11 protein-coding genes are annotated in these 12002 nt (G+C 60.6%); 4 read left to right on the top strand and 7 right to left on the bottom strand.

Translation table 11 applies throughout. From position 1 onward, the window contains the following. Positions 1 to 485: 485 nt before the first annotated feature. The 3 genes from ABRP88_RS05850 to prpD are packed head-to-tail and all read right to left on the bottom strand — an operon-like array spanning position 486 to position 4091. Positions 486 to 1634 carry a bifunctional 2-methylcitrate synthase/citrate synthase gene (locus ABRP88_RS05850; protein ID WP_349836594.1) on the bottom strand — a complete coding sequence of 383 codons (1149 nt, stop codon included), beginning with the start codon at positions 1632 to 1634 and terminating at the stop codon, positions 486 to 488. Positions 1635 to 1647: 13 nt separating this feature from the next. Continuing rightward, positions 1648 to 2580 (bottom strand): methylisocitrate lyase, encoded by a 933-nt coding sequence (prpB, locus tag ABRP88_RS05845; protein WP_284770104.1) that lies wholly within the window; start codon positions 2578 to 2580, stop codon positions 1648 to 1650. Further along, on the bottom strand, positions 2580 to 4091 hold the full coding sequence (gene prpD, locus ABRP88_RS05840) for a 2-methylcitrate dehydratase PrpD (protein ID WP_349836593.1): 1512 nt from the start codon (positions 4089 to 4091) through the stop codon (positions 2580 to 2582). Before prpD ends, prpB begins: the two co-directional genes overlap by 1 nt. Positions 4092 to 4255: 164 nt before the next feature. Here prpD and ABRP88_RS05835 point away from each other — a divergent pair, with 164 nt between their 5' ends. Then, on the top strand, positions 4256 to 5569 hold the full coding sequence (locus ABRP88_RS05835; RefSeq protein ID WP_284781852.1) for a short-chain fatty acyl-CoA regulator family protein: 1314 nt from the start codon (positions 4256 to 4258) through the stop codon (positions 5567 to 5569). Between the two features lie 9 nt (positions 5570 to 5578). Here the strand turns inward: ABRP88_RS05835 and ABRP88_RS05830 are convergent, their stop codons facing one another. The 4 genes from ABRP88_RS05830 to upp all read right to left on the bottom strand — a co-directional run bounded on the left by ABRP88_RS05830 (position 5579) and on the right by upp (position 9400). After that, entirely contained in the window at positions 5579 to 7006 is a 1428-nt protein-coding gene (locus ABRP88_RS05830) for an NAD(P)H-quinone dehydrogenase (protein WP_005281545.1), read from the bottom strand. A 70-nt stretch (positions 7007 to 7076) separates the two neighbouring features. Next, entirely contained in the window at positions 7077 to 8267 is a 1191-nt protein-coding gene (locus ABRP88_RS05825) for a M20 family metallopeptidase (RefSeq protein WP_349836627.1), read from the bottom strand. Positions 8268 to 8345: 78 nt separating this feature from the next. After that, a complete protein-coding gene (locus tag ABRP88_RS05820) occupies positions 8346 to 8708 on the bottom strand; it encodes a helix-turn-helix domain-containing protein (RefSeq protein ID WP_349836592.1) in 363 nt (120 codons plus the stop codon). A 56-nt stretch (positions 8709 to 8764) separates the two neighbouring features. Then, complete coding sequence (upp, locus tag ABRP88_RS05815; RefSeq protein WP_284770107.1) at positions 8765 to 9400, bottom strand: uracil phosphoribosyltransferase; 636 nt, start codon at positions 9398 to 9400, stop codon at positions 8765 to 8767. Between the two features lie 57 nt (positions 9401 to 9457). On the opposite strand from upp, the gene ABRP88_RS05810 reads away from it, so the two are divergent. The 3 genes from ABRP88_RS05810 to ABRP88_RS05800 are packed head-to-tail and all read left to right on the top strand — an operon-like array spanning position 9458 to position 11938. Next, positions 9458 to 9736 (top strand): chemotaxis protein, encoded by a 279-nt coding sequence (locus tag ABRP88_RS05810; protein WP_284770108.1) that lies wholly within the window; start codon positions 9458 to 9460, stop codon positions 9734 to 9736. Beyond that, positions 9737 to 10645 (top strand): C40 family peptidase, encoded by a 909-nt coding sequence (locus tag ABRP88_RS05805; protein ID WP_349836591.1) that lies wholly within the window; start codon positions 9737 to 9739, stop codon positions 10643 to 10645. It begins immediately after the preceding gene. Between the two features lie 54 nt (positions 10646 to 10699). Beyond that, complete coding sequence (locus tag ABRP88_RS05800) at positions 10700 to 11938, top strand: SatS C-terminal domain-containing protein (protein WP_349836590.1); 1239 nt, start codon at positions 10700 to 10702, stop codon at positions 11936 to 11938. The last annotated feature ends 64 nt before the right edge of the window (positions 11939 to 12002 follow it).

Raw genomic sequence — 12002 nt, 5'->3', positions numbered from 1 at the left:
TCTCTCAGTTTAGAGATCAGAATAGTTTTTATCATCCCTTTTTTAAAACGGAGTTTTCTACACTCACCTGCAACTTAAACCCCGCCTAGGCGATTTCTGCCAGCCAACCAGTAATAACAGTCCTAACAATTCTGCAAAGTCTGCAAATTTCCATCCGGCAAATTTTTCGCAGTCGGTGTCGCAGTCGCAGCCGTAGTCGGTACCGGAGTCGTAGGCGAAACCGATGCCGCAGCTGCAGCCATATCTGCTGCCGTAGCCGCTACATGTGCATCCTCCTATGCAATATCTGAGGCGAAAATGCGACATCTGAGGGCGCGGTTTGCTCAGTTATACCGTAGGAGGATGCACATTTGACGCAGATGTATGCGGATATACCGCAGGAGGGATGCACAAATGCTCCCCACGCAAGCGTGGGGAGCATTTACGGTCAACTTACCCGGGTTACACGGTCCGCCGCGGGACGAACCGCGCGGGAAGCCAAGTGTTTAGAAGGACTTCGGCGGAACGGAGCGCTGGTCTTCGCCGACGTAGGCGGACAGCGGGCGAATCAGCGAGTTGTTTTCGTTTTGCTCTACGATGTGTGCGGTCCAGCCGGTGATGCGGGCCATGACGAAGATCGGGGTGAAGAACTGAATATCGAACCCGAGGATGTGGTAAGCAGGGCCGGCCGGGAAGTCCAGGTTCGGCTTGATCTTGATCGAGGTGTTTTCCTCCATGGTCTTGGCCATGATGTCGTACATCTCGATCCACTTGGTCTGGTCGTGCTGCTCGGCAAGCTCCTTGAAGGCGGCCTCCATGGTGGGAACGCGGGAGTCGCCATTCTTGTACACGCGGCGACCAAAGCCCATGACCAGGTCCTTATTAGCCAGCTTGTTCTTGGTCCACTCCTCTGCCTTGGCAGGATCGTCTACCTCGAGGAAGTTCTTCATGACGGCCTCGTTGGCGCCGCCGTGCAGCGGTCCCTTGAGCGCGCCGATGGCGGAGTAGGTATCAGACATCGTGGAGGTCACCACGCGTGCCGAGAAGGTCGAGGCATTGAAGGAGTGCTCGGCATAAAGGATGAGGGACTTATCAAAGGCCTCGATATCGGCGCGGTTTACCGCTGGGGAGCCTTCTTCATCGCCGAAGACCATCCACAGGAAGTTTTCGGCAAAGCCCTTCTTACGGGAAGGCTCGATGTAGCCTTCACCGCGGCGGCGACGGATGTCGAGCGCGATGATGGTGGGGATCTTCGCCATGAGTTCGAGCGCGGTACGGCGGACGTGCTCGGAGTCCCTGGTGTATTCCTCCGCGTCCTGGGCCCCGATGAAGGAAATCGCCGTGCGCAGCACGTCCATGGGGTGGCAGCTTTGTGGCATGGACATGATGAGGTCAATGAGATGGCGGTCCAGGTGACGCAATGCCTTTTCACGCGCGGAGAAACGGATGAGGGATTCTTGGCCCGGCAGCTTGCCATTCCACAAGAGGTACGCAACCTCTTCGAAGGAGCAGTAGCGGGCCAGTTCTTGGACCGGGTAGCCGCGGTAGGTCAAGGAGTTGGTCTCAGGAACGACCTTGGAAACGGCAGTTTCATCAACGACGACGCCGTAGAGGCCCTTGCGGATTTCTGGGGTTTCGTTTTTCTTATCGGACATGGTCACTGGCTCCTTAGCTTTCAAAAGTGGGTTGATAGTTGTCTTTGGAATAGGTGAATACGGACTGGTCGAACTCGTTGTATTCCTGGTAGCGGACCAGCTCGTACAGGCGGGAGCGGTGCTGCATGCGCTCTAGCCACTCAGTCTGGATGCCGGTTTCCTGCAAGTCGCGCAGGAATTCTTCGGTAGCGCCCATGGCCACGCGGAAGCTGGAGACTGGCCAGATCACAGCGTTGTATCCCAAACCGTCGAGGGTTTTCGCTGATTGCAGCTCGGTTTTTCCAAACTCCGTCATATTCGCCAAAAGCGGTGTATCCACGGCGGCGCGGAACTTTTCAAAGTCCGCGGGGGAATACAGCGCCTCGGTGAAGATGAGGTCCGCGCCGGCTTCGGCATAGGCCTTGGCGCGGTCGATGGCGTCATCGATGCCATTGACACCGGCGGCATCGGTACGGGCGCAGATGATGAAATTAGGATCGCGACGCTCGTTGACGGCTGCGCTGATGCGGCGGACCATAACCTCCTTGTCCACCACTTCCTTGCCGTCGAGGTGCCCGCAACGCTTCGGGTTGACCTGGTCTTCTAGGTGGCAGCCGGCCAGCCCGGCATCCTCGAGCGCGGCGACGGTGCGGGCGGCGGACATGGGTTCGCCGAAGCCGGTATCGGCATCGACAAGCACGGGCAAGTCCGTAGCGCGCGCAATCTGCCCGGCGCGCTGGGCCACCTCGGTCAAGGTGGTCAGGCCAATATCGGGCAACCCCAAATCATTGGCCAACACCGCGCCCGATACGTAGACGCCGTCGAAGCCGCCGATGTCCTGGATAAGCCGGGCGGTCAGCGGGTTAAACGCGCCCGGCAGCGTGGTGATCGATCCGGATTCGATGGATTTACGGAAATTCGCGCGCTTTTCTGCGTTGCTGATTGTAGAACCAAATAGTCCAGCCATTAGAAGATTCCCTCCGGTTTCTCGGGCGCGGTGGCGAGGTGCTCATCGCTGACCCGCACGTTGAGTTCGGTTAGATCGGTGAGGTTTTCTAGGTCTTGCACGGCGGTGAGGAAGCGCTCTTGCTCGGCCTCGTCGACGACGCCATCGGCAAGCTTTTTGAACTTGGCGATGTACTGGTCGCGGGCGAAGGGGCGGGCGCCCAGCGGGTGGGCGTCAGCCACGGCGCGCTCATCCTCGATGACGGTGCCGTCCTTGAAGGTGATAACGGCCTTGCCGCCGAAGGCTTTTTCCTCAAGGTCGTTGGAGTGATAGCGGCGCGTCCACTCGGGATCCTCGACGGTGGAGATCTTCTGCCACAGCTCGATGGTCTCCGGGCGGTTGGAGCGCTCAGGGGAATAGGAGGTTTCGTGGTCCCAAACGCCATCCTCTAGCGCGACCGCGAAGATGTACATCACAGAGTGGTCCAGCGTTTCGCGGGAGGCGGATGGATCCATCTTTTGCGGATCGTTCGCTCCGGTACCGATGACGTAGTGGGTGTGGTGGGAGGTGTGCAACACGATGGACTCGATATCCGCCGTCTTCAGGCCCTTGTCCTCCAGCGTCTTTTTCAGCGCAAAGGCCATGTCGATGGGAGCCTGCGCCTGGTATTCCGCGGAGTGTTCCTTGGTGTAGGTATCCAGGATGGCGGTCTTGGCCTCACCGTTTTCTGGCAGGGGCACGGTGTAGGTGCGCTCTGGCGAATGCAGCATCCAGGCGATGAACCCGTCCTCGCCCTCCCAGATAGGTGCCGGGGCGCCTTCGCCGCGCATGGTGCGGTCAACGGCCTCGATGGCCATCTTGCCCGCGAAGGCTGGAGCGTAGGCCTTCCACGAGGAAATCAGGCCCTTGCGGGACTGACGGGTTGCCGTGGTGGTGTGCAGCGCCTGGCCGACGGCCTGGTAAATCGTGTCCTTATCCAGGCCCAACATGGTGCCAAGCCCTGCGGCTACCGATGGCCCCAAGTGCGCAACGTGGTCGATCTTGTGCTCGTGCAGGCATATGCCTTTGACCAGGTTGACCTGGATTTCGTAGCCGGTCGCGATGCCGCGGATAAGGTCGCGGCCGCTCAGACCCTTGTGCTGCGCTGCGGCAAGGAGCGGCGGAATATTGTCTCCGGGGTGGGAATATTCGGCGGCGAGGAAGGTGTCGTGATAGTCCAACTCGCGGACCGCGGTGCCATTGGCCAGTGCGGCCCACTCCGCGGAATACGTGCCATCGATGCCGAAAATGGTGGAACCCCCCTTGTCCACGGGGTGGGCTTCTGCCATCACTCGCGCGGATGTAACGGGGCCACGGGCAACGGACGCCATAGCTACTGCGGCGTTGTCGATGATGCGGTTGATGATCATCTCGGTGGTTTCTTCCGGGACTTCTACGGGGTCCGCGGCCACCTCGGCCACCTTGTACGCCAGGTGCTCCTCGTACGGGAAGTCCTCGGCGGATTTATGAGTGCGTACCTCATGGTTTTTCACTAGTTGCGTCCTCCTTCATCAAGAATGCGTTGCACATCACAGTAAATGCTTGCATGTGGTGCACGCTATAGGTAACATTTGTGGAAATTAGCGGACTTCTTTTGTAAAATCTGCAAAACTTGTGATTTTCACAGCGCATGGGCAGTAAAGGAAGACGAGGACGCATGACCAAGCACTATGCGGGGGCACGGATTCACGCTTTGCGCAAGCAACGCGGTCTCACCCAGGTGGCGATGGCGAAGAAGTTGGGGTTATCCACGAGCTACCTTAACCAGTTGGAAAACGACCAGCGCCCGCTGACCGTGACCGTGTTAATGCAGCTAGCCCAACGCTTTACCGTGGACCCCAGCTACTTCGCCGAAGACCGCGATATCCATACGATTACCGAGCTCCGCCACATCTTCCCCGATGCTTCTGAAGAAACGCTGTCGGATCTCGCCTCCCGCTTTCCCGAGTTGATGCCGCGGTTTGTTGACGTTGCTTCGCGCGCCCCTGCCGCGGACCCCTCCCCCTTTGAAGTGGTGCGCGACTTCTTTTATGACGCGCATAACTACATCCACGAGCTCGATGTGCTCGCAGAAGAACTCGCCGGCCAGTTGGGCGATCGCGTCCTGCGCCGCGGCCGGCTGGCCTCCCGCATGCACGAGGATCTGGGGGTTACCGTGCGCTTTTCCCGGCCCGGTCCTCGACGCAGCTTCGACCCGGATACGCGCGAACTCTCGCTACGCGATGGGCTATCTGAGGCCCAATTGGTCTTTGAAATGGCCCTGCAATACTGCCTGCTGGCCTACGGCGATATCTGTGACAACCTCGTGTCTGAACTGCCCGAAGGCGAATCCCAGGATCTGGCTACCCTGGGCCTTGCGCAATATTTCGCGGCGGCTGTCACCATGCCCTACCAGCGCTTTCTCACGATGGCAGAAGATACCCGCTACGATATCGACCTGCTGTGCAACTACTTTGGAACCGGGTTTGAAACTACGGCGCAGCGCCTCGCCACGCTCCAGCGCCCAGGGCTGAAGGGCGTGCCCTTTTCCTTCATCCGCACCGACCGTGCGGGCAATATTTCCAAGCGGCAGTCCTCTACTGCCTTTCACTTCGCGCGCTCTGGCGGATCCTGCCCCCTGTGGGTGGTCCACCGCGCCTTTGAAACCCCGAACCGCATTACCCGGCAGGTCGCGGCCATGCCGGATGGCCACGCCTACCTGTGGATCGGGCGTTTCGTGCAGGGAACGGCCAAGTCTTGGGGTACGCCGCGCAAGGAATTCGCGGTAGGCCTAGGCTGCGATATCACCCAGGCGGATCGCATCGTCTATGCCGATGCCCTGAACCTGGACATGTCCGCCGCCACCCCGATTGGCCCAGGCTGCACGGCCTGCCCCCGCGAGTTCTGTCCGCAACGCGCCCTGCCGGAGGCAGATCGACCGATCAAAGTCGAGCTCAACCGCACTGCGGAACAGGCCTACTCCACGTTCTAGGAACGAGGTTTACTCCAAGTCATCGTGGGCCACCAAGCGGCGGGCGGCCTCGGTGATGGTGCCGGACAGCGATGGGTAGACCGCGAAAGAATCGGCCAGCTGGTTCACCGTGAGCTGGTTGGTCACCGCCATTGCAATGGGCAGGATGAGCTCGGAGGCGGTCGGTGCAACGATGACGCCGCCGATCACACGGCCGGAGGTGGCACGGCAGAACAGCTTGACAAAACCGTGCTGCAGCGAGCGCATCTTCGCACGCGGGTTGGTATTCAGCGGCATGGTAATGGCGCGGGCGGCGACCTCACCGGCCTCGATTTCGGCCTGGGTAAAGCCGACCGCGGCGATCTCCGGGCGGGTAAAGACCGCGTTAGCCACGGTCTTCAGGCGCAGCGGCGAGACGCCTTCACCGAGCGCGTGGTACATCGCCACACGGCCCTGCATTGCGGCCACGGAGGCAAGAGGGAAGAGATCGGAGCAGTCACCGGCGGCGTAGATGCCGGCAATATTGGTGCGCGAGACGCGGTCTACCTGGATGTGCCCAGACTTCGCGGTTTCCACGCCCACATTTTCCAGCTTCAAATCCTTGGTATTCGGGACGGAACCAATGGACATAATGACGTGCGAGCCGTGGATCTCGCGGCCATCCTGCGTGGTGACCAGCACGTTGCCGTCCTCGGTGCGGTTAACGGTTTCCACGCGGCAGTTCTTTTCCAGCTCCACGCCGCGCTCGCTCAGCACGGTTTCGAGGACGTCGGCGGCATCGGCATCATCGTGCGGCAAAATGCGATCGCGCGAGGCCACCATCGTGACCTTGACACCCAGCTCGGCAAAGGCGGATACGAACTCGGCACCGGTGACACCGGACCCGACCACAATGAGGTGCTCCGGCAGCTCGGTGAGGTTATAGACCTGCTGCCAGGTCAGGATGCGCTCGCCATCTGGCTGGGCACCGGGCAAAATGCGTGGGGTGGCGCCGGTAGCCACCAAGACGAGGTCCGCATCGAGCGTTTCTTCGTGTCCATCCTCATTGAATACCGCGGTGACCTTGTGCCCACCGAAGGCATCGGCCTGCTGATCCTCCGGGAAGTGCGCGCGCCCATCGATAACGCGCGCTCCCAAGGAATCCATGGTATTGCGGATATCACCGGATTGTTTAGCCGCCAAGTCTTGCACGCGCTGGTTCAGCGCACTGATGGAAAGCTGCGCCTTGCCGATGCCCTCGTTCAGCTCCATGTCATCCGCGCGGCGCAAGTCCGTTTTAATATTGGCGCCGGCAATAAAAGACTTGGAGGGAACACAGTCCAAGACCACGCTATTGCCGCCCATGCCTTGGTCTTCGATGATGGTGATTTCCGCGCCGTACTTGGCGCCAGCCAGCGCTGCCTCGTAGCCCGCCGGGCCACCGCCGATGATGACAATTCGCTTGGTCTGGTTCAACACGCAATTGCTCCTTTATAGGCTCCACTTTTAAAGTCGCCTACGAGTCTAACCCGTAGGTAACCCCAGCGCGTTAGTCCGCCTGCGCATTCTCCCCCATAAATTGCTCGACCACAGCCCCGAAAAGCTTAATACCCACACCAATCGCCCGCTCATCCACGATGAGATCGCCCATGTGCAGATCGTGCTGCTCCCCCTCCCCGGACCAGCACCCAAGGCGCGCCATGGAACCGGGCACCTTCTCCAAATACCAGGAAAAGTCCTCGCCGCCGGAAGACTGCGGGGCCTGAACCACGGCCTGTGGGTCAATGGACTGTGCGGCAGACGCGAGCATGGCGGTCGCCACGTCATCGTTAAGCACCGGCGGCACGCCGCGGTTATAGGACAATTCATGTTCTACCCCCACCGGCGCGAGGATCTGCTCCACCAACTCCGCGAAGAGTTCCTGCATCTGGCGCCAGATGGTGATATCGGCGGTGCGCATCGTGCCGGTCAGCATGCCGGTTTCCGGAATAGCGTTGGGGGCGTAGCCAGAATTGACCTGGCCAAAGACCAATACCGTGCCGGTGCGCGGGTCAACGCGGCGCGACAGCAGCGCCGGCAGCTCTGTAATAACCTTGCCCAGCGCATAGACCACATCCGCGGAAAGGTGCGGGCGCGAGGTATGCCCGCCCGGGCCTTTAATCTTGAGCTCCACCACGTCCGTTGCGGAGGTTATGGCCCCGGCGCGGATGCCAATGCGCCCCACGCGCAGCTTCGGCTCGGCGTGGATGGCGAAGATGGAATGCACGCCTTCTAACGCACCCCAAGAAATAACGTCGGTGGCCCCGCCGACCCACACTTCTTCCGCCGGCTGGAAGATGACGCGAACGCCCAGCTTTAGCTCATTAACCCGCTGAAAATCCGCCAGCGCGCAGGCCAAACCGAGCGCCACGGTGGTATGTACGTCGTGGCCGCACGCGTGCATGGTCCCGGGCTTCTCAGAGGTAAACTCCAGCCCGGTCACCTCCGTGATGGGCAGGGCATCGATATCGGCGCGGAAGGCCAGGCGGCCAAGCTCCGTGTCTGGGCCGATGTCCACCATGAGACCAGTGTGCGGGAAGCGCTGCGGCTCGAGCCCATAATCCGCAAGGATATTCGCGATATAATTGGTGGTTTCCACCTCTTGGTTCGCAGTTTCCGGATTGCGGTGGATATGGCGCCGCCACGCAATGACCTCCGCACGGTGAGCATCGAACCACTCGTTAATAAACTCCGAGATCACGCGCACGCCTCCCTGTTGCTGGACTATCTCTTGGAGGCAGTCTACAACTAGACCATGCGGTTCAGTAAGTCAGGGTGGTTAGCCCCGCGCATTACTAAAGCGCCGCTGGTTGATGTAGTCCTGCGGAAAGGGCGCGACGTCTTCTACCCCGAGCACCGCGGAATCCGCTAAGTGGCCCTCCACCACGTCCCCACCGGCCGGCAAGAGGACCGCCGGCGGGATTTCTAAGGCCAACGCCAGCTTGTACACCGTGGATAATTGCGGGTCCGCCATGGTGTGTATGCCATTTTCGTTGCGTTCCAAGTTGGAGATCTGGCTGCGCGATACCCCCGAAATATCCGCAAGCACTTGTTGGGATACCCCGCGCCGCTCGCGCACGCGGCGCAGTTGTTGCGAAAATCCGTAGCCGTAGCTCGACCACATTAGTTGAATAAAACTCACGATCTTTTCCCCCTTTTTTGAAAGCCACCTTCGGGCTTTCAGGGAGAAATACTAGCTTAAAGATCGATATTGCGCGGCCCGTAGAGGCGATCGCCAGCATCGCCAAGCCCCGGCACGATATAGGCATCCGCATTGAGCTCGGGGTCAATGGCGGCGGTGACGAGGCGGACGGGAAGGCCCGATTCCTCCAGCGCATCCACGCCATTTTGCGCCGAGACCATGCAGATAGCGGTGATATCGGTAGCGCCGCGGGCGGCCAAGAGGCGCAACGCGTGCAACAAGGAACCGCCGGTGGCCAGCATGGGATCAACGACGAAGACGGTGCGCCCAGTCAGGTCTTGCGGCAGCGCCTCCAAGTACGGCACGGGTTCGTGGGTTTCTTCATCGCGCGCCATGCCAATGAAGCCGACCTGGGCATCAGGAATCATCGACAGAGCGGGATCCACCATGCCGAGCCCGGCGCGAATAATGGGCACGATGATGGGCGGATCCTGCAGGCGGGTGCCTTGTGCTGTGGCAACCGGGGTTTCGCAATCGAAGTTTTCTACCGCCAATTCGCGGGAGGCTTCATATACGAGCATGGTTCCCAAGTCATTGAGCGCGGCGCGAAAAGCGGAGTTATCGCTGCGCGCATCGCGCATCAGGGTCAGGCGGGAAGCGGCAAGCGGGTGGTCTACGACGTGGATATCCATGCCCACTACTTTAAACTTTTTGGGAACCACTTGGGCCATTGGCCAGTCCAATAGGGCATGAGACCATTTCAGATCGATACCGCCCACGCCCGCCATTTAGCCCGTGACCTGCATTCAAACGCGCAAGGAGACAACCCGCCCCACCCGGCATTGCCCGAAGATCCGGCTTTTACCGGGTTCAATGAGGCCGTTCATGCCGCCTTGGACAATATTGGGGCGCGGATGACCATGCTGCGCCGCGATATGGGCCATATTGCGCAGTCTTCCTTCCAGATGTCACGCGAGGCTGAAGACTCCGATGCGGCGTTGCGCGACTTACTCGGGGCGGCGATTTAAGTGCTTGCTACTGCCATTAAGAATATTGCCGCGCTGCAGCCCTCGCCGCTTCCCGATGTCCAGCTTCCCCGCGTCCCAGATATCTCCGCCGTACCGCCACTTGCGGATATCGCGCACGGTGACGCCTCCCAACTTATCGCCGCCGCGGATCTCCTCACCGGCGATAACGAGACCGTCTCCGCCGTACTTGGCCAGGCGCGCAGCCTTATCGCAGCGGCCGCCGGCGATATCTTCGGCATCGGCACGCAGCTCATCCGCGCCGCTGCGCCCATCGCGATGGGACTTATCTCCCTCGACCCCGCCTCTCGCGCCGCAGCACTTGCCTCACTTCGCGCCGTGATAGATGAGCATATTGGCTTGGCGATGGTCCGGGTCAGCCGACTAAAAGACGAGCTCACCAATGCCGCTGCGGCCCTTTTGCCTATCTCCCAGCGCCCGGTGGAATCCGCCGTGGGCCAGCCCCAGCAAGCCATGGCTGCCGCGGCGACGCACACGGCCGTGGCCCCTCCAGCAGAACTGGCCGCTGCTCCCACACCGAACCCGCCGGCGAGTACCGAAGCCGGATCGGGCGCAGGCCGGGCGGCCGTTGCCGCGGCCAAGAGCCAATTGGGCCAACCTTATACCTGGGGCGGAACAGGCAACGGCGGCTTTGACTGCTCGGGGCTTACACAATGGGCCTATTCCCAGGCAGGGGTGGATATTCCGCGCACGGCGGACCAACAGGCCATCGGCAAGCAGGTCAGCGCCGATCAACTCCAGCCCGGCGATCTGGTGGTTTGGGATGGCCATGTGGCGATGTATTCCGGCAATGGCGAGATCGTGGAGGCCGGCGACCCCGTGCAGACTAACCCGCTGCGGACGAATAATATGGGCATGCAATTTAAGGGCTTTTGGCGGCCGACTACCTGACAAGCGCCCGGCAATTCCGCGGGGCCGCAGGGGCGTTGGGTATGCTAAAAGGCCATGAGTACCCGTGCGATTGTGCCTATTAAGCTCTCCCTGACTGAGGGCGATTTTTATACCCTCTGGGCGCCCAAGTGGCGCGAAGGCGGCTCCGAATGGCAAGCCTTTTTGGGCGACGATGACTCCGTCTTGGTCTTTGACTCCCCCGCTGAGCTGCTGTGCTACCTGGAGTCCGATGCCAAGCATGACCTGCTAGATCACCCGCAGTGGGAACAATTTGCCGCCCGCCCAGCGCACCGCGTTACCCCAGCCAAGCGCGATGAATACGATCTGATTGGCATGCCGGAAGCCCTCGCCGGCCGCCCCAGCCACGCCAATGTCGCAACCGTGGCGCGCAACCTCGAGGTGGCATCTGCGCTTGCCGATGTCGCCGCTGCCGAACAAACCACCATCTTCTTCGCCACCCACTCCATCCTGCGCAACGTCTCCCGCGGCGCCGATCACTACTCCGGTGAGCAGGGGCTGAATGAGTGGACCGGCGTCGGACGGGTCATCTTGACCAATTGGAAGAAGGTCATCGCGGATTTGGATAAAAGCGTCCGCGTCGTTCCTAGCGATGAATTCGATGCCTCCGCTATCTCCGATGCCGAAACCCGCATCTCCGAGGCCGCGGACGCCGCCGACGCTGCCGCCAAGGAAGCTGAAGAAAAGCGTAAGGCCGCGGCGGAAGCCGCCGACCCTTATGACGAGTCCCCTTGGGCCGCCGCCGGAATCGACCCGATTAAAATCACCGCACAGTCCAAGTCCGTCTACACGCTGCGCACCTACTTGGACGGCAAGCCCATCTTCTTAGGCAAATGGGGCGAAATCTTTACCTTCGATTCCTCCAAGACGCTGGTGCGGTGGCTCATCGATAATGATGACCACGACTTGGCGCGCGTATCCACCTGGCAGGACGTTGTCACCGCCGCCAATGCCGGTGAACTCGAGGTCCAGGTCCACCCGGATAACCAGTATTCCTTTAATGGCATCGTGCGCGATATTGAAAAGGGACCGGAAGCGGTCGACTCCGACCAACTAGCCCGCTGCTACGAGGTCTGCGCCGATGCCGCGGACTGGGCCGGGGACGATTCCATTAACTCCTATATGCTGGCGAACCCACGCTTGCAGGACTACCTCGGCTACATGCTCGGTTCCACCGAGCACGCAGGCTACGTGCCGTCGAAGCCGTATAACGAGCATGCGGAGTCCTGGAAGGGTCTTGAGAACATGCTAATTAAGCGTTTTTCCCGCTTTTAAGTTTTTACTCTGCCCTGCGGACTACCGGCTCTAGCTACCTCAGCTGCCGGGAGCCGTTACTAAC

The organism is Corynebacterium sp. KPL2734, from assembly GCF_040225595.1.
Lineage (GTDB): Bacteria > Actinomycetota > Actinomycetes > Mycobacteriales > Mycobacteriaceae > Corynebacterium > Corynebacterium rhinophilum.
Note: the sequence above shows the minus strand (reverse complement) of the source record. Positions and strands in the feature narration are given on the sequence as shown.

Coding starts and splice junctions, on each gene's coding strand:
- ABRP88_RS05850 (WP_349836594.1), bottom strand. CDS start 1,634: ATGTCCGATAAGAAAAACGAAACCCCAGAAATCCGCAAGGGCCTCTAC.
- prpB (WP_284770104.1), bottom strand. CDS start 2,580: ATGGCTGGACTATTTGGTTCTACAATCAGCAACGCAGAAAAGCGCGCG.
- ABRP88_RS05835 (WP_284781852.1), top strand. CDS start 4,256: ATGACCAAGCACTATGCGGGGGCACGGATTCACGCTTTGCGCAAGCAA.
- upp (WP_284770107.1), bottom strand. CDS start 9,400: ATGGATATCCACGTCGTAGACCACCCGCTTGCCGCTTCCCGCCTGACC.
- ABRP88_RS05810 (WP_284770108.1), top strand. CDS start 9,458: ATGAGACCATTTCAGATCGATACCGCCCACGCCCGCCATTTAGCCCGT.
- ABRP88_RS05800 (WP_349836590.1), top strand. CDS start 10,700: ATGAGTACCCGTGCGATTGTGCCTATTAAGCTCTCCCTGACTGAGGGC.